This window comes from Streptosporangium sp. H13245, from assembly GCF_055690525.1.
This window is the reverse complement of the sequence record NZ_JBSZKT010000007.1, coordinates 176571-190629: the sequence shown is the minus strand read 5'-3', so window position 1 is coordinate 190629 and position 14059 is coordinate 176571. Positions and strand designations below refer to the sequence as shown.

Below are 14059 nucleotides of genomic sequence, written 5' to 3'. Positions count from 1 at the left end.
CCACGCGTATCGGTGTTCGTGTGACGCCAGCCGTACGCGGGGCGGGGGCACGCCCCGCCCCGCGTACGCGGTCAGGTGTAGGACCAGCCTTCCCCCGGCGATCTGACCGCGCTTTTGCGCACGATGTCGTCGAAGTCCGTCTTGCCGTCCGCGCCGTCGCTGTCGAGGTTGGCCTGCGGCATGGGGAACTGGTTGTCCGCGCTCATCAGCGAGGTCAGGTTGCCCAAGCTGAAGATGATGGCCGCCGTCGCGCCGACGATCGTGTTGACCGCGGTGCCCATCAGCAGGAGCCCGGACGACTCCTGGGTGGCCTTGGCCATCGCCGCGATCACGGCGCCCTTCGCGGCGACCGGCGGTATGGCCGAGGCCATCATCTGCTTGCCGATCAGCTCGGCGATCTCCGAGGCGATGATGATGCCCAGGAGGCTGTCGACGACCACCCCGGCGTTGTTGACGATCTTGTGGATGTCCGACTGGGCGTTCTGCACCGCGTTGGCCATCTGCAGCGCGGCCGTCTCCAGTTGCTGGACCTCCTGGTAGACCACCGACATGAACGTGTCGAAGGCCTTGCGGTCCTCGCCCTCCGGCCAGGCGGTCTGGATCGCCTTGAGCTCGTTGTCCCACTCCCTGTTCCGCAGGTGCGTGAGCTTCAGGTTGATCGTGCGCCAGTCGTTGAAGACCTTGGTGATCGCCTCGTCGCCCCACGGCTGGGCGAGCAGCCATACGGCCGACGCGCCCGCCGCGGGCCTGGCCAGCGTTCCGGCCAGCTGGATCTTCGCCAGGCTGGCGGCCCATGCCGGGCCGTACTTGCCCAGGGCCTTCATCCCGCCGATGACGGCGACCTCGGCGGCACCGCCGATGAAAGCCTCTTCGCCCGCCATGGGGCCTCCCCCTGTCTAGTCGGTGGGCCCCAGGGCCTTGCCCTGCGTCGCCTTTTCGAGGTCGGACCTGTCCAACGCGATCTTGGCCGGGAGGTCCGCCATCTTCTGCGCGTCCTGTGCGCGGGTGGCGGTCGCCAGTTCGGCCTCCCGGTAGTGGAGCACCACGCTGAGCAGTCCCGCGTTGATGCCGTCGAGGCATTTGACGAAGTCGGCGGCCTGTTTGGCCTGGTACTCGCGGGCCGGTGTGTAGTTGTTGGCCACCGTGACCGCGCCGATGACCCCCCACTGGAGGGCGTTGAGATGGGTGCCCTCGGCCAGGGTGCCGACCTGCTCCGCGATGGGACGGAGAGTGCTGATCAAGTCCTGGGTAGCGGCCTTGAGGGCCTCGGTGTTGACGTCGACCACTGCGCACCGGCCTCCTGGATGTCACGCGTGCCGCACCCCCGCGGCGCGACTCCGTATTTCCCTTCCATGAACGAGGAGTAAACCAGGAGAATCGTCAACATCACAGTCTTCTCTGATCTTTGTGACAAAGATGAAAAAGCCCGGCACGGGTGAGCGGGGCTCGGCCGTGCCGGGAAACCTTCCGGGCGCGTGTTCGTCCGGGAGCGTGCGGGGGTGGCGGAGGTCAGCCCTGGCGGCGCCGCCCGGTGGTGAACGTCACGTTCACGCCGATGACCCCGACCCACAGGAGCACCATGACGAACCCGAGGAGCGCGTCGCCCAGGCCGGAGTAGGACACCGCGACCGTCCCCGGCACCCCGAGCACGAGGGAGACGATCGCCAGGGCCAGTCGCTGCCCGGCGTCCACGGAGGGGCGGACCGCGGGACTTTCCTTGCGGGCACGGGCGGCGAGCCGGTCGTCCACCCGCTTGTCGATCTCCTGGTCCATCTTCTCCAGGAAACCCTCGACGAGGGAGTCTTCGTATTCCGGCCCGAGGTCCCGGCGGGCCTCAAGGGAGGCGCGCAGGTCGTCACCGGAGGAGGAGGTTCGTGGCATGTTCGAGATATATCGCTTCTTTGGGAGTATGTCCATACGAATGCCGATACAGCCTCACGGACCGCCGGAACCCACCGGACTCCGGCGTGAGGAAGTCTCGGTGTCGGGGAATCGCGGTGTCCCGGGTGTCGGAGGATCCCGGCCCCCCGGACCCCCGGACCCCCGGAACCGGGGAGTGTCCGGAGTTCCGGTGTCAGGCGGTTCCGGCCTCCTCGCGTCGCCGGACGTACCGGGTGAAGAGGAACCCCTCGTCCTCCAGGACGTGGGCCAGGCGCAGGCGCGCGAGTGAGGGCGGGCCGTCGAGGACCCTGGCGGCGTCCCCGCCGATCAGCATCGGGCTCACCGTGAGGCAGAGCTCGTCGACCAGGTCCGCGGCGGCCAGCTGGGCGTTGACCTTCGGGCCGCCCTCGCACAGCATCCGGCCCAGGCCGCGCTCGGTGAGCTCCCGTACCGCCAGCGCCGGATCCACCCGCTCGCCCCCGGCCACGATCACGTCGGCGTGCCTGGCGGCCTCCTCGCGCCGCTCCCTGGGCGCGGCCTCGCAGGTGACGACGATCGTCCGGGCGTACGGCTCCGCCTCGGCGAACAGCGGGCCCGACAGATCGAGGTCGAGCCCACGGGTGATCACCGCCACCGGCGGGACGGCCGGGCGGCCCTCGCGCAGCCCCCGCCACGACGGCCTGGCCCGTGCCGGGCCGTACCCCTCGGCCCGTACGGTCGCCGCCCCGGCCACGACGACGTCGGCCAGCCCGCGCAGCACCCAGAAGACCTGGCGGTCGCCCCTGCCGGACAGTTCGCCCGACAGTCCCTTCAGCCAGGTCCCGCCGTCGGCGCTGGCGACCATGTTGATCCTGAGGCACGGGCCGTCCGGGTAGGCGTAGGCCCGCGCGAGGTCGACCTCGTCGGAGGTCTCGGGATGGATGAGGCGCATTGCCCCACCTTCGCATGCGACCGCCGCACCTTCGCGCGGAGGTTGCCCCACCTTCGCATGCGACCGCCCTACCTCCGCGCGGAGGTCACCCCGCCTTCGTGCGAAGGCCGCCCTGCCTCCGTACGCGGTCGCTCCGCCTTCGCGTGGAGGCTTTCTCACCTTCGCGTGAAGGCGGTCCGCGGGTTTTCACAGCGTGGTCGATAACGGTTGTGATGGCTTGTAGTGACTTCGGGCGACTCCCGATACATGATTCATCCCTGGAGACACGGGAGGGCTGTGTGGGGTTTGTTGCGATTGTGACTTGGTTGATCACCGCGATGGTCGGGATCTACCTGCTGTACATCTGGCTCTCCGGGGGAGGGTTGCGCCAGCAGGCGACCAAGGTCACTCGCTTTCCGACGTTGCTGGTCTTCGCTCATCCGATCCTGGCGGTCTCCGCCCTGGTCTGCTGGATCGTCTACGTGGTCACCCTGGATCCGCTCTTCGCCTGGCTGTCGTTCGGCGTGCTCTCGGCCTCCGCGCTGCTGGGCTTCGCGATGTTCACCCGCTGGCTGGGCGGTGGCCGTCACGCCCGGGGCGCCGAGCAGCGCTTCCCCACGGTCGCCGTCCTGCTGCACGGCGCCGTGGGGGTGGTGACGTTCGTGCTCGTCCTGCTCACCGCCGCGATCGCGTCCGGAGTCTAGAGAGAGGTACGGAGGTCCGAGAGAGGTACGGAAGACCCCTACAGGCGCGCGCAGCGCAGGATCCGTACCGAGCGCGCGGTCACCTCGACCGACGACTCGGCGGGCCAGGACTCCTCGGGGAACGGGGACTCGCCCGGCCCGTCGTCGGCGGTGTCCAGCACGCGCTGCCACCGCTTGCCGTACCTCGCCTCGGGAAGGGTGAAGGACATGTCCTCGTGGTGGGCGTTGATCAGGAGCAGGAACGAGTCGTCCGCGATCCGCTCGCCCCGGGTGCCCGGTTCGGTGATGGCGTCGCCGTTCAGGAAGACGGTCAGCGACTTGGCGTAGCCGGTGTGCCAGTCACCGGCCGACATCTCCTCCCCGGCCGGGGTGAGCCAGACGATGTCGCGGGTCCCGTCGTCGGCCTTGTGACCGTGGAAGAAGCGGCGCCGCTGGAACACGGGGTGCTCGCGCCGCAGCTTGGACAGGCTCCTGACGAAGTCGAGGAGATCTCCCTCGCTCCTGACCAGCGACCAGTCGACCCAGGAGGTCTCGTTGTCCTGGCAGTAGGCGTTGTTGTTGCCGTGCTGGGTCCGGCCGATCTCGTCACCGGCCAGCAGCATCGGCACGCCCTGGGAGATGAACAGGGTGACCAGGAGGTTACGGCGCTGGCGCCGGCGCAGGCTCACGATCCCCGGGTCCTCCACCGGGCCCTCGGCCCCGCAGTTCCACGACCGGTTGTCGTCGGTGCCGTCGCGGTTGTTCTCCTTGTTGGCCTCGTTGTGCTTGTGGTCGTAGGAGACCAGGTCGGTCAGGGTGAACCCGTCGTGGCAGGTGACGAAGTTGATGGAAGCCACCGGGCGGCGCCCAGAGATGGCGTAGAGGTCGGCGGACCCGGTCAGCCGGGAGGCGAACTCGGGCAGCGCGGACCCGCTCCCGCGCCAGAAGTCGCGCACGCTGTCGCGGTACTTGCCGTTCCACTCCATCCACAGCGGCGGGAAGTTGCCGACCTGGTAGCCGCCGGGGCCCACGTCCCACGGTTCGGCGATCAGCTTCACCTGGGAGATCACCGGGTCCTGCTGGATCAGGTCGAAGAAGGCGCTCAGCCGGTCGACGTCGTGCAGTTCGCGAGCGAGGGCGGAGGCCAGGTCGAACCTGAAGCCGTCCACGTGCATCTCCAGCACCCAGTAGCGCAGCGAGTCCATGATCAGCTGGAGGGCGTGCGGCGAGCGGACGTTGAGGGAGTTGCCGCAGCCGGTGTAGTCGAGGTAGTAGCGCCGGTCGCCGTCGTGCAGGCGGTAGTACGCCCGGTTGTCGATGCCGCGGAAGCCCAGCGTGGGCCCCATGTGGTCGCCCTCGGCGGTGTGGTTGTAGACCACGTCGAGGATGACCTCGATCCCCGCCTCGTGCAGCGCCCGTACCATCGCCTTGAACTCCGGCACCTGCTCGCCGCGCTGGCCCGAGCCGGAGTAGGCGGCGTGCGGGGCCAGGTAGGCGATCGTGTTGTAGCCCCAGTAGTTGGTCAGCCCCCGGGCGACCATCGCGTGCTCGGGCACGTACTGGTGCACCGGCATCAGCTCCACCGCGGTGACGCCCAGGCTGAGCAGGTGCTCGATGACCGCCGGGTGCGCCAGCCCCGCGTAGGTGCCGCGCTGCTCCTCGGGCACCGCGGGGTGGCGCATCGTGAGCCCGCGCACGTGCGCCTCGTAGATCACGGTCTGGTGGTACGGGGTCCGGGGCGACCTGTCGTTGCCCCACTCGAAGAACGGGTTGGTCACCACGTTCTTCGGCATGAAGGGGGCGGTGTCCTCGTCGTTGCGGTTGCCCGGGTCGGTGAACCGGTACGAGAACATCGCCTCGTTCCATTTCACGTCACCCTCGACGGCCTTGGCGTAGGGATCGAGAAGCAGCTTGGAAGGATTGCACCGGTGCCCCTGGGAGGGGTTGTAGGGGCCGTGGACCCGGTAGCCGTACCGCTGTCCGGGCATGATGCCCGGGACGTAGCCGTGCCAGACGAATCCGTCGACCTCGGTCAGCTCGACGCGCTCCTCGCGGCCGTCGTCTCCGAAAAGGCAGAGTTCGACACGCTCCGCTACTTCGGAGAACAGTGAGAAGTTGGTACCCACGCCATCCCAGGTGGCGCCGAGCGGATAAGACTCTCCCGGCCAGACTGCGCGCATGTAACCCTATTCTCCTCTGGTAAGGCTCCCTTTGTGCAGGGTGTTCTCGCCCCTGTCACTTTAAGGTGGTATGGAGGAGTTTCGTATCCGGGGTATGGCGTGCTTTCCGTACCTACCGTTTCCGTACGCGTCACGTGACCACGCGTGCCCGGCGGGACACGCGTGGCCGCGAAGGCGTCGTGATCGGCCCGCCGCCGACCACCCAGGGTGACCGGTTCGAGGCGACCGACCGCTCCGGGGTCGCGCCCGGCGGAGCGGTTCGGTCCCGGTCAGCCCGATCGTGCGCGTACGGCCGCGATCAGCTCAGCAGCTCGGCGTTGAGGCTGATCGTCGTGCCCGAGAGGGCCTTGCTCACCGGGCAGTTGGCCTTGGCCGTCTCGGCCGCCTCCTGGAACTGCTCGGCCGTCAGGCCCGGAACCTGGGCGCGGACCGAGATGACGATCCCGGTGATGCCCTCGCCCGGCTGGAAGGTCACGTCGGCCGTCGTCTCCACGGTCTGGGGCGGGGTGCCGGCCTGGGCGAGCCCGTGGGAGAGGGCCATCGAGAAGCACGAGGAGTGGGCGGCCGCGATGAGCTCCTCCGGGGAGGTCTTGCCGTTGGCCTGCTCGGCGCGCGAGGGCCAGGACACGTCGAACGTGCCCACCCCGGAGGATTCGAGGGAGACGGTGCCCGAACCATTGAGCAGCGCGCCCTTCCACTGGGTCGTCGCGGTACGTGTCGTCGCCATGGCGATTGTCCTTTCGATCATGAACCGTTGGCCATGACCGACCCTACTCGGCGCCGTGACCCGACCGTGTCCCGGAGCACCCGTTACCCCGGACGCCGTACATCGGAAGTCAGAAGTCAGAAGGAGGCGCGCTCGACGAGGACGTCCAGGTCCAGACCGGCGGGCAGGGTGCCGAAGGCGCGGCCCGCGTCGCCACCCAGGCGGGAGACGCAGAAGGCGTCGGCCACGGCCGGGGGAGCCAGCCGCACGAGCAGGGAGCCCTGCAGCACCAGCGCCATGTCCTCGGCGACGCGCCGGGCGCGGACCTCGAAGTCGGTGGTGTCGTCCAGGGACTTGCGCAGGCGGTCGGCGGCGGCGTCCAGGTGCCGGTCGGCTCCGGCGGCGAGCGCGACCTCGGCGAAGAACGCCTCCCGCGCCTCGGGCTCGCGGCCCAGGGCGCGCAGCACGTCCAGCGCCGCGACGTTCCCCGACCCCTCCCAGATGCCGTTCAGCGGCGATTCGCGGAACAACCGGGGCATCTGCGACTCCTCGACGTAGCCGTTCCCGCCCAGGCACTCCAGCGCCTCCGCCGCGTGGACCGGGGCGCGCTTGCAGACCCAGTACTTGCTCACGGCCAGCGCGGTGCGGCGCAGCGCGGCCTCGGCCTGGTCCCCGGCGATGGCCCGGTCGGTGGCCCCGGCCAGCCGCGTCATCAGGACGGTCGCGGCCTCCGACTCCAGGGCCAGGTCGGCCAGGACGTTGCGCATCAGCGGCTGGTCGGCGAGCTTCCTGCCGAACGCGCCGCGGTGCCGGGTGTGGTGGACGGCCTGCGTGACGCCGTGCCGCATGCCGGCCGCCGAGCCGATCACGCAGTCCAGCCGGGTCATGTTGACCATCTCCAGGATGGTCCGCACCCCCCGGCCCTCCTCGCCGACCAGCCAGGCCGTCGCGCGGTGGTACTCCACCTCGGCGCTGGCGTTGGACTTGTTGCCCAGCTTGTCCTTCAGCCGCATCAGGTGGACGGCGTTGAGGGTGCCGTCGGGAAGGACGCGGGGGAGCAGGAAGCACGACAGCCCGCCCGGAGCCTGGGCGAGGACCAGGAACACGTCGCACATCGGGGCCGAGTTGAACCACTTGTGCCCGGTCAGGGCGTAGCTTCCGTCGCCCAGTGGTTCGGCGCGGGTGGTGCCCGCGCGCACGTCGGAGCCGCCCTGCTTCTCGGTCATCGCCATCCCGGCGAGCACGCCGCGCTTGCCGAGCGGCGGGCGCAGCCCGAAGTCGTAGCTGCGGGAGGCCAGCAGGGGCTCCCAGTCGGCGGCGAGCGCCGGGCTGTGGCGCAGCGCGGCGATCGAGGCGTAGGTCATCGAGATCGGGCAGCCGTGCCCGGCCTCGACCTGGCTCCAGACGTAGAACTTGGCGGCGCGGGCCACGTGCGCGCCCGGCCTGGCGCTCGACCACGGGGTGGCGTGCATGCCGTTGTCGACGGCGACGGTCATCAGCTCGTGCCAGGCGGGATGGAACTCCACCTCGTCGATCCGCCGCCCGTACCGGTCGTGGGTGCGCAGGACGGGCGGGTGCTCGTTCGCCAGCCGTCCCCAGTCCTGGGCCTGCTCGGAACCGGCGAGAAGGCCGAGCCGGTGCAGCTCCCCGGTGGCCCATCCCGCACCCTCGCGCTCCACGCCGTCCATCAGCGCGGCGTCGGCGGACACGTCGTGCCCGGTGAGCGGGTGAGCCTGGTTGAAGACGTCATGGGTCACGTGCGGCCTCCGGTCACTCATCCGGCTCGTCGCCGGTTTCTGCGCCTATCTCAACATCCTTTCGGAGGGGTGGCGCCCTTTATTAGACGCTATATCCGATTTTCGTCCATAGTCGGACACCGGCCTCCGGAAGTTCACCCCGCCGTACGCGGGCGCGTACGGCGGGACGAGGAACGGCCGGCCGGGCCGGGCGCCCGGCCCGCGGGTCACGGGTTCTTGACCAGATCGCGGATGTAGTCGTCGTCCTCGTCACTCTCGGCGAGCACGCGGTCGGCGCCCCGCTGGGCCCGCGCGTCGCCCCGGGTGGCGAGGCCGCGGGTGGCCTCGGCGACCGTGTTCAGGTCCTCGTCGTCGAGGCGGGCGGCCAGCGCGTCGCGGATCCGCTCGCTGTCCTTCGGGTCCTCGGTCAGGCCCGCCAGGCCCATGGTGGCCCAGTCGCGTACCTCCGCGTCGGGGTCCTCGGTCATGGAGACGAGCAGCGCGAGCCCCTCGGCGTGGCCCGGGGGCAGGACGGCGGCCAGCGCGGCCGGGTCGGCCTGGGTGCGGGTCCAGCCGTCGGCGGTGATGATCTCCAGCACCTCGGGCAGGGCGCGCGGGTCGGCGTGGTGGCCGAGCGCGCCGAGCACCGAGCGCAGCACCCGCTCGTCGCCCTCGGTGGCCGCCATCCGGCGCAGGACCGGCAGCGCCTCCTCCAGGTACGGCTTCTCGTCCTCGGTGAAGCCGAGCTGGGCGATCACGTCGACGGCGAACTCGCGCTTGCGCGGATCCTCGTTCGCGCACAGCCGCGCCGCCGCGTCGAAGGTCTCACCGTCGCCGCGCTTGCTCAGCGAGCCGACCACGGTCCACCAGGTCTCGGCCTCCTCGTCGATGTCCCGGTACGGCATCGCCCGCTCGACCAGGTCGTCGAACGGCAGCCGCTCACCCGTGGCGTCCTCCAGCAGGGTGGCGACGGCCGCGTGCCCGCGCTGGCAGGTGAGCTCGGCCACGCGGGTCCCGTCGGGGCCCACCGCCGCGACGGTCACCAGGTCGGTGCCGTCCTTCGCCCTGCTGCGGCCCACGACGAACTGCGAGTCCTCGGGGGCCTGCTCGGTGATCTGCTCCAGGAGCGCGCTCTCCAGCTGGGTGCCCAGCCAGTCGTAGGCGATGGACAGCGGCGTGTCGCCGTCGCCGTCGGGCCGGTCGGCCTCGGCGCCCTCTCCCAGCAACGTCTGCACGACGCCCAGGGCGCCGCGCCGGGTGGCCAGGGTGAGCGCGGTGTCGCCGCTCTCGTTGGCGTCCTCGGGGTTCGCCCCGGCCGCGAGCAGCGTACGGGCCGCGTGGTCGCGCCCGTTGGCGGCGGCCCAGAGCAGGGCGGTCCACCCACCGGCCTCCCGCCCCGACACGTCGGCACCGGCGGCCAGTAGCGCCTCAAGGGCCTCGACGCGGTCCCAGGCGGAGGCCGCCGACAGGGGCAGGCCCTCGTCCTCGCCCCCGCTGATCCGGTTGGGGTCGGCTCCGTGGGCCAGCAGCGCGCGTACGACGTCCACGCGGCCCCGGTTCGATGCCAGGTAAAGGGCGGTGGGCTCTTCCGCGCCTTCGGGGTCGGCGCTCGTGCCACCCTGCAGCAGCCGCTCGGCCCGCTCGGCGTCGTTGGCCGCCACCGCGTCCAGGAGTTCTCGGTACATGCCTCCGGATCATATGGCGTGCTCCCCGATGCGGCCGTACGCCTCATGGCGTGCCGCTCCGGCGGGCCGTGCGCGCCCTCTAGGTGGCGCCCTGTATGGCGTGCCCTCCCAGCGCGGCCGTAAGCCAGCCCCGTGTCCCGGTGAGGGGACGTCATCCGATGTGTTTGTCGGCCTTCCTCGCCCAGGGGGATCCTCTATCAGGGCAACTCGCGATATGTTGTGAGTTATGAATGATCCCGGGGAAATGCGGGTCTCGGACGCAGAGCGGGAATCCGCCGTCGAGTGGCTGCGGGTCGCCTCCGTCGAGGGCCGTCTGACCCTCGGGGAGCTGACCGAACGCACCGAGGCGGCCTACACCGCCGTCACCCAGGCCGAGCTGGCGGTGGTCACCTCCGACCTGCCCGGCGGCCGTCCGGCGCCCGCGTCCCCCGCCTACTTCCCGCCTCCGGCGGAGCGGGGCGGCCAGGTGCGGCGCTGGTTCGTGGCGGTGATGAGCAGCTCCAAGCGGCGCGGCACGTGGCGGATCGACAAGCCGCTCGGCGCCGTCGCCGTGATGGGCGACGTCCTGCTGGACCTGCGGCAGGCCGAGGTGCGCACCGGGGGAGTGGTCGACATCATGGCCACCGCCGTCATGGGGAACGTGAAGATCATCGTCCCGGACGGGGTGGACGTCGAACTCGACGGCATCGCCATCATGGGGGACAAGAAGGTCCAGGTCGTCGAGGCGCCGCCGGGCACGAACGCGCCGCTCGTCCGGGTCACCGCCTACGTCCTCATGGGAGACGTCAAGGTGGTCGGGGACTCCAGGACCAAACCCCTCAAGAAGGCCATCGCCGCCTGGCGGAAGCAGTGGGACGAACTGCGCGGCGAGCTCGGCGGGGAGCCGGGTTACCACCGGGCCGGGCCGGGTTCCCACCAGGTCCACCCCTCCCATCCGCAGCACCCGCCGCACCCGCAGCACCAGCATCCGCCCGCGCCCCCGTGGCCCCCGGCGCCGCCCCAGCCTCCCCACCCCCCTCAGCCGCCCCGCCACTGACGGCGGCCCCGCCTCCCGCTCCCCGGCGGGCGGCTCCGGGACACGTGCAACGTCCCGGCGTCTCCACGGCGTAGTGATCGGTGACACACACCGAACAGTGAGGATCCCCCGATGCGAGATCGGGCTGACTTCGAGTACTACGTGGAGCAGCGCTCGGCCCGGCTGTTACGGGCCGCCTATCTGCTGTGCCGCGACTGGGGCACCGCGGAGGACCTGTTGCAGACGGCCCTGGCCAAGGCGTGGCTCGCCTGGCGGAGGGTGGGCGACGATCCGGACCCGTACGTCTACCGCATCCTGGTCAACACCCACGCCACCTGGTGGCGGCGCAGGTGGCGAGGAGAGGTGCCGAGCGCGGTCCTCCCCGAGGCGCCGGACGGCGACGCGATGGACACGGTGGCCACGCGGGAGGCGGTCCGGCAGGTCCTGGCCGGGCTCCCCGGCCGACAGCGGGCCGTGATCGTCCTGCGCTACTTCGCCGACCTGCCCGACCAGCGGATCGCCGAGATCCTCGGCTGCTCGGTGGCGACCGTACGCAGCCAGGCCAGCCGGGCACTGCGCAAGCTGCGCGTCGATCCCGCGGCCGTCGCCGCCATCACCACGGGAAGCTGAGATGACGATCACCGAATTCGAACTGCGCGAGATCCTGAACGAGGACGAGGGCGAGAGCCGCAACAGGGGCGTGGCCGTCGCCGGTGTCCACCGGCGCGTCCGCGCGATCAGGCGGCGGCGCCGCTGGACGGCGGGCGGCGCGGTCGCGGCCGTCCTCGTCGTCGCGGCGGCCCTCAACACGCCCGCGGGCGGCGTCGCCGACGACCCGGACGTCTGGACCGGCGTCATGGCCCGGCCGTCCCCCACCGTCCCGACGACGTCACGGCCGATGGGCGGAGCGTACCCCGGGGAGGAGGTCGCGAGGAGGGCCTACGGAACCGGCGGGACACGCGAGGAACTCCGGATCGGATCCGGGGGCAGGTCCCTGCAGGTGACCGTCAGCTGCTCCGGGCCGCTGCGGCGCGCGCTCGTCTGGATCGGCGACGGCCCTCCCCAGCTGCACGTCTGCGGGACCGGTCCCGGCGGATACAACATGGAGATCTTCAGGAACATCTCGGGCGTCAGCGTGATCCCGAAGGAGGATCGCCCGGCCGGGGGGCGGGCCGTGTCCGCGGTCATACTGCCCGGCGAGATCGGCGGGGCCCCCAGGACGGCCGGGCAGCTGGCCGAGGGGATGGAGGGGTTCTTCGAGGGCTGGCAGGAGCGGCTCGCCGCGGCGCGGCCCTTCCCCCTCCAGTGGTCGCTCACCGTACGGGAGATGATCTCCCCGGCCTGCCGGGACAACGTGCGCCAGCTGGATCCGCGCACCGGGGAGATGGTCCGCCTGAGCTGCGAGGGCGGGGACGCCACACCTGCGGGTAACCCCTGAGCGGCTCCGTCCCCGCCGGGGCTCAGGCGGTGGCCAGGGCCCTTGGCCGGTGGACGGCCCGCTCGTAGCGTTCGAGCAGCACCGTGGCGACCTCGGGGGCGGCGCCCAGCACGTCGGCGACGGCGTCGGCGCCCGCGGCCAGGGTCTCGCGGCGGATCCTGTCGGCGAAGTGACCGGGGGCCAGCAGGTAGGGGGCGACCACGATCCGGGAGGCTCCCGAGCGCCGCAGGCGCAGCACGGCCTCCTCGGGGGTGGGCCCGGCGGCCGAGGCGTAGGCGGCGGTCACCGACCGCCAGCCGCGCAGCCTCGCCCAGTCTCCGGCGATCCCGGCGACCGTGGCGTTGGCCCGCGGGTCGCTGGAACCGGCCGAGACCAGCACCACGTCGGTGCCGGGCTCGCCGGGCCGCACGCCCGCCTCGGCCAGGCGCCGCTCCAGCGCGGTGACCAGCAGCGGGTGCGGGCCCAGCGTGGCGCCCACGCGCACGCGCAGCAGGGGCCTGCGGGCCGTCGCCTCGGCCAGCGCGCCGGGGATGTCGACCCGGCTGTGGTAGGCCGCGGTGAGCAGCAGCGGCAGCACCGCCGCCTCGGCCAGCCCCGACAGCGCCGCGGGAAGCGTCGGGGAGGCGTGGTCGAGGTAGGCGGTGCGGACGAGGAGATCGGGCCGCGCCTCCCGTACCCGGTCGAGCAGGTCCTCCACCGTCGCGGCGGCGCGCGGGTCACGCGACCCGTGCGCCACCGCGACCAGCGGTGTCCCAGGGGCACGCCACGTCATATATGAAGCCCGCACTCGGTCTTGCCCATGCCCGCCCAGCGGCCGCTGCGCGGGTCCTCCCCGGGGGCGACCTGGCGGGTGCAGGGGGCGCAGCCGATCGAGGGGTAGTTGTCGTAGTGCAGCGGGTTGATCAGCACCCCGTTGTCGGCCATGTAGTTGTCGACGTCCTCCTGCGTCCACCGGGCGATCGGGTTGATCTTGACCATCTGGCGCTTGGCGTCCCACTCGACGACCTTGACGCCGGCGCGGGTGACGGCCTCGTCGCGGCGGATGCCGGAGACCCAGGCGAGGTACGGCTCCAGGGCGCGGTTGAGCGGCTCGACCTTGCGCAGGTAGCAGCACAGGTCGGGGTTGCGCCCGAACAGGCGCGGGCCCAGGTCGCGCTCCTGCTCGGCCACCGTGCGGGACGGCTTCACGTCGATCACGTTGACGTCGTAGACCTGCTGGACGGCGTCACGGGTGCCGATCGTCTCGGCGAAGTGGTAGCCGGTGTCGATGAACAGCACGTCCACGCCGGGCTTGACCCGGCTGACCAGGTCGATCAGCAGGGCGTCGCTCATGGAGGCGGTCAGGCAGAGCCGGTCGCCGAAGGTCGCCGCCGCCCAGCGGATGATCTCCAGGGCCGAGGCGTCCTCCAGGAAGCGCGCGGCCGACTCGACGATCTCCTGCAGGTCGAGCGTCCCCCGCTGCTGACGTAATCCGACTTCGATGTCCACCAGTGTCATCGCTCGCTCACCCAATCCTCGTTCGCCGCGCGGGCAGGTCGTGCCTCGCGGGCCGTCGCGCTCGTCGTCGTGCCGGAACTCGCCGTGCGGGCCGTACGAACCGCGGTGACCTCGCCGGTCTCCGCGGCCGTCGCGTTCGCCGCACCGGATTCGCCGCGCGTCACGAGCGCACCCCGATTCCGAGAAACTTCAGCTTGAAGGCGCGCACGCACGACCGGCAGTACCAGCCGCCGTCGCCCTCGTAGGGCTCCAGGTCTTCCTCACCGCAGTACGGGCAGTGGAAGGGAACGGCTCGCTCGCTCATCCGCCCGCCCCCGTCCCGCTCATC

Annotated in this window: 16 protein-coding genes; 4 read left to right on the top strand and 12 right to left on the bottom strand. The window is 71.3% G+C overall.

Annotated features, from left to right (window positions below):
* Nucleotides 1-71: 71 nt before the first annotated feature.
* The 4 genes from ACW9TB_RS15245 to ACW9TB_RS15230 form a co-directional block, all read right to left on the bottom strand.
* Nucleotides 72-881 (bottom strand): hypothetical protein, encoded by an 810-nt coding sequence (locus ACW9TB_RS15245; protein WP_472748668.1) that lies wholly within the window; start codon nucleotides 879-881, stop codon nucleotides 72-74.
* 15 nt (nucleotides 882-896) lie between these two features.
* Nucleotides 897-1286, bottom strand: a complete 390-nt coding sequence (locus ACW9TB_RS15240; RefSeq protein ID WP_472748667.1) for a hypothetical protein — start codon at nucleotides 1284-1286, stop codon at nucleotides 897-899.
* A 223-nt stretch (nucleotides 1287-1509) separates the two neighbouring features.
* Nucleotides 1510-1881: a hypothetical protein gene (locus ACW9TB_RS15235; RefSeq protein ID WP_472748666.1), complete on the bottom strand. Its 372-nt coding sequence runs from the start codon at nucleotides 1879-1881 to the stop codon at nucleotides 1510-1512.
* A 193-nt stretch (nucleotides 1882-2074) separates the two neighbouring features.
* Nucleotides 2075-2812, bottom strand: coding sequence for a pyrimidine reductase family protein (locus ACW9TB_RS15230; protein WP_472748665.1), 738 nt, complete (start codon nucleotides 2810-2812; stop codon nucleotides 2075-2077).
* 296 nt (nucleotides 2813-3108) lie between these two features.
* Here ACW9TB_RS15230 and ACW9TB_RS15225 point away from each other — a divergent pair, with 296 nt between their 5' ends.
* Complete coding sequence (locus ACW9TB_RS15225) at nucleotides 3109-3495, top strand: hypothetical protein (RefSeq protein ID WP_472748664.1); 387 nt, start codon at nucleotides 3109-3111, stop codon at nucleotides 3493-3495.
* A 38-nt stretch (nucleotides 3496-3533) separates the two neighbouring features.
* Here ACW9TB_RS15225 and glgX read toward each other — a convergent pair whose 3' ends face one another.
* The 4 genes from glgX to ACW9TB_RS15205 form a co-directional block, all read right to left on the bottom strand.
* On the bottom strand, nucleotides 3534-5654 hold the full coding sequence (gene glgX / locus ACW9TB_RS15220) for a glycogen debranching protein GlgX (RefSeq protein ID WP_472748663.1): 2121 nt from the start codon (nucleotides 5652-5654) through the stop codon (nucleotides 3534-3536).
* A gap of 298 nt (nucleotides 5655-5952) precedes the next feature.
* Complete coding sequence (locus ACW9TB_RS15215) at nucleotides 5953-6381, bottom strand: OsmC family protein (protein WP_472748662.1); 429 nt, start codon at nucleotides 6379-6381, stop codon at nucleotides 5953-5955.
* 116 nt (nucleotides 6382-6497) lie between these two features.
* The gene (locus tag ACW9TB_RS15210) at nucleotides 6498-8117 is read right to left on the bottom strand and encodes an isovaleryl-CoA dehydrogenase (RefSeq protein ID WP_472748661.1); all 1620 of its coding nucleotides are present in this window, start codon (nucleotides 8115-8117) and stop codon (nucleotides 6498-6500) included.
* Between the two features lie 206 nt (nucleotides 8118-8323).
* Nucleotides 8324-9781 (bottom strand): ankyrin repeat domain-containing protein, encoded by a 1458-nt coding sequence (locus ACW9TB_RS15205; protein WP_472748660.1) that lies wholly within the window; start codon nucleotides 9779-9781, stop codon nucleotides 8324-8326.
* 226 nt (nucleotides 9782-10007) lie between these two features.
* Between ACW9TB_RS15205 and ACW9TB_RS15200 the strand changes: the two genes are divergently transcribed.
* From ACW9TB_RS15200 to ACW9TB_RS15190, 3 genes are all read left to right on the top strand, one after another.
* The gene (locus ACW9TB_RS15200) at nucleotides 10008-10817 is read left to right on the top strand and encodes a DUF1707 SHOCT-like domain-containing protein (protein WP_472748659.1); all 810 of its coding nucleotides are present in this window, start codon (nucleotides 10008-10010) and stop codon (nucleotides 10815-10817) included.
* Between the two features lie 111 nt (nucleotides 10818-10928).
* Entirely contained in the window at nucleotides 10929-11426 is a 498-nt protein-coding gene (locus ACW9TB_RS15195; protein WP_472748658.1) for a SigE family RNA polymerase sigma factor, read from the top strand.
* A 1-nt stretch (nucleotide 11427) separates the two neighbouring features.
* Nucleotides 11428-12234, top strand: a complete 807-nt coding sequence (locus ACW9TB_RS15190) for a hypothetical protein (protein ID WP_472748657.1) — start codon at nucleotides 11428-11430, stop codon at nucleotides 12232-12234.
* Nucleotides 12235-12256: 22 nt separating this feature from the next.
* Here ACW9TB_RS15190 and ACW9TB_RS15185 read toward each other — a convergent pair whose 3' ends face one another.
* The 4 genes from ACW9TB_RS15185 to ACW9TB_RS15170 are packed head-to-tail and all read right to left on the bottom strand — an operon-like array spanning nucleotide 12257 to nucleotide 14035.
* The gene (locus ACW9TB_RS15185) at nucleotides 12257-13006 is read right to left on the bottom strand and encodes a sirohydrochlorin chelatase (protein ID WP_472748656.1); all 750 of its coding nucleotides are present in this window, start codon (nucleotides 13004-13006) and stop codon (nucleotides 12257-12259) included.
* A complete protein-coding gene (locus tag ACW9TB_RS15180; RefSeq protein ID WP_329083912.1) occupies nucleotides 13003-13731 on the bottom strand; it encodes a phosphoadenylyl-sulfate reductase in 729 nt (242 codons plus the stop codon). Before ACW9TB_RS15180 ends, ACW9TB_RS15185 begins: the two co-directional genes overlap by 4 nt.
* Complete coding sequence (locus tag ACW9TB_RS15175) at nucleotides 13728-13895, bottom strand: hypothetical protein (protein ID WP_472748655.1); 168 nt, start codon at nucleotides 13893-13895, stop codon at nucleotides 13728-13730. Before ACW9TB_RS15175 ends, ACW9TB_RS15180 begins: the two co-directional genes overlap by 4 nt.
* Nucleotides 13892-14035, bottom strand: a complete 144-nt coding sequence (locus ACW9TB_RS15170; protein ID WP_012893136.1) for a hypothetical protein — start codon at nucleotides 14033-14035, stop codon at nucleotides 13892-13894. Before ACW9TB_RS15170 ends, ACW9TB_RS15175 begins: the two co-directional genes overlap by 4 nt.
* Nucleotides 14036-14059 lie beyond the last annotated feature (24 nt).

Excerpts from the sequence above, each read along its gene's own strand:
- ACW9TB_RS15245 (WP_472748668.1), bottom strand. The coding sequence starts at position 881 with ATGGCGGGCGAAGAGGCTTTCATCGGCGGTGCCGCCGAGGTCGCCGTC.
- ACW9TB_RS15235 (WP_472748666.1), bottom strand. The coding sequence starts at position 1,881 with ATGCCACGAACCTCCTCCTCCGGTGACGACCTGCGCGCCTCCCTTGAG.
- ACW9TB_RS15230 (WP_472748665.1), bottom strand. The coding sequence starts at position 2,812 with ATGCGCCTCATCCATCCCGAGACCTCCGACGAGGTCGACCTCGCGCGG.
- glgX (WP_472748663.1), bottom strand. The coding sequence starts at position 5,654 with ATGCGCGCAGTCTGGCCGGGAGAGTCTTATCCGCTCGGCGCCACCTGG.
- ACW9TB_RS15215 (WP_472748662.1), bottom strand. The coding sequence starts at position 6,381 with ATGGCGACGACACGTACCGCGACGACCCAGTGGAAGGGCGCGCTGCTC.
- ACW9TB_RS15205 (WP_472748660.1), bottom strand. The coding sequence starts at position 9,781 with ATGTACCGAGAACTCCTGGACGCGGTGGCGGCCAACGACGCCGAGCGG.
- ACW9TB_RS15200 (WP_472748659.1), top strand. The coding sequence starts at position 10,008 with ATGAATGATCCCGGGGAAATGCGGGTCTCGGACGCAGAGCGGGAATCC.
- ACW9TB_RS15195 (WP_472748658.1), top strand. The coding sequence starts at position 10,929 with ATGCGAGATCGGGCTGACTTCGAGTACTACGTGGAGCAGCGCTCGGCC.
- ACW9TB_RS15190 (WP_472748657.1), top strand. The coding sequence starts at position 11,428 with ATGACGATCACCGAATTCGAACTGCGCGAGATCCTGAACGAGGACGAG.
- ACW9TB_RS15185 (WP_472748656.1), bottom strand. The coding sequence starts at position 13,006 with ATGACGTGGCGTGCCCCTGGGACACCGCTGGTCGCGGTGGCGCACGGG.
- ACW9TB_RS15180 (WP_329083912.1), bottom strand. The coding sequence starts at position 13,731 with ATGACACTGGTGGACATCGAAGTCGGATTACGTCAGCAGCGGGGGACG.
- ACW9TB_RS15170 (WP_012893136.1), bottom strand. The coding sequence starts at position 14,035 with ATGAGCGAGCGAGCCGTTCCCTTCCACTGCCCGTACTGCGGTGAGGAA.